Source organism: Caulobacter sp. 05T431 (assembly GCF_056665975.1).
The window spans coordinates 1-458 of record NZ_JBFTKU010000113.1; the positions used below are offsets into that span (position 1 = coordinate 1).

1 protein-coding gene is annotated in these 458 nt (G+C 56.1%); it reads left to right on the forward strand.

The genetic code is table 11. The annotated features are described in order from the left end of the window. Nucleotides 1-458: hypothetical protein (locus tag AC1U89_RS24755; RefSeq protein WP_479902259.1), on the forward strand; the 458-nt coding region annotated here is incomplete at both ends.

Sequence of the window (458 nt, forward strand, 5' to 3'; positions counted from 1 at the left end):
TTTCAGCCCTGGCGGGCACCTGAGCTTTCTGAACGCATTCACGAAATATTCTCAGCATCCGACACACTGCCGGAAAAGACGCTTCGGATCGTTGCCCATCAAGGGGTCGGCAGGGACATGGCGTTCGGGATCCCGAACACGGAAAGCTCTACGCCTACCCTGTTCCTTTCAATCGATGATCTGGAAACAATCCTCCAATCTCCGGGCACCGATACGACGACCCTCTGGTACTTCGCCCTTGCCCGAGAACGCCTTGAACGGGACGTGCGGGTCTTGGCGTTTTCTGCTGTCGACGTATTTTCCTTCTACCGGGATCACCACGACAGCTTTTACATGGGCGACGAATCCCGGCCTACCATGATCAGTTTTGAAGTGGGCTACGGACAACAGCTGAGGGTTGACAACTACCGGAGAATCGACCGCCATTGGGTAGTCGACCCCACAGCGAGGGTCCTGTC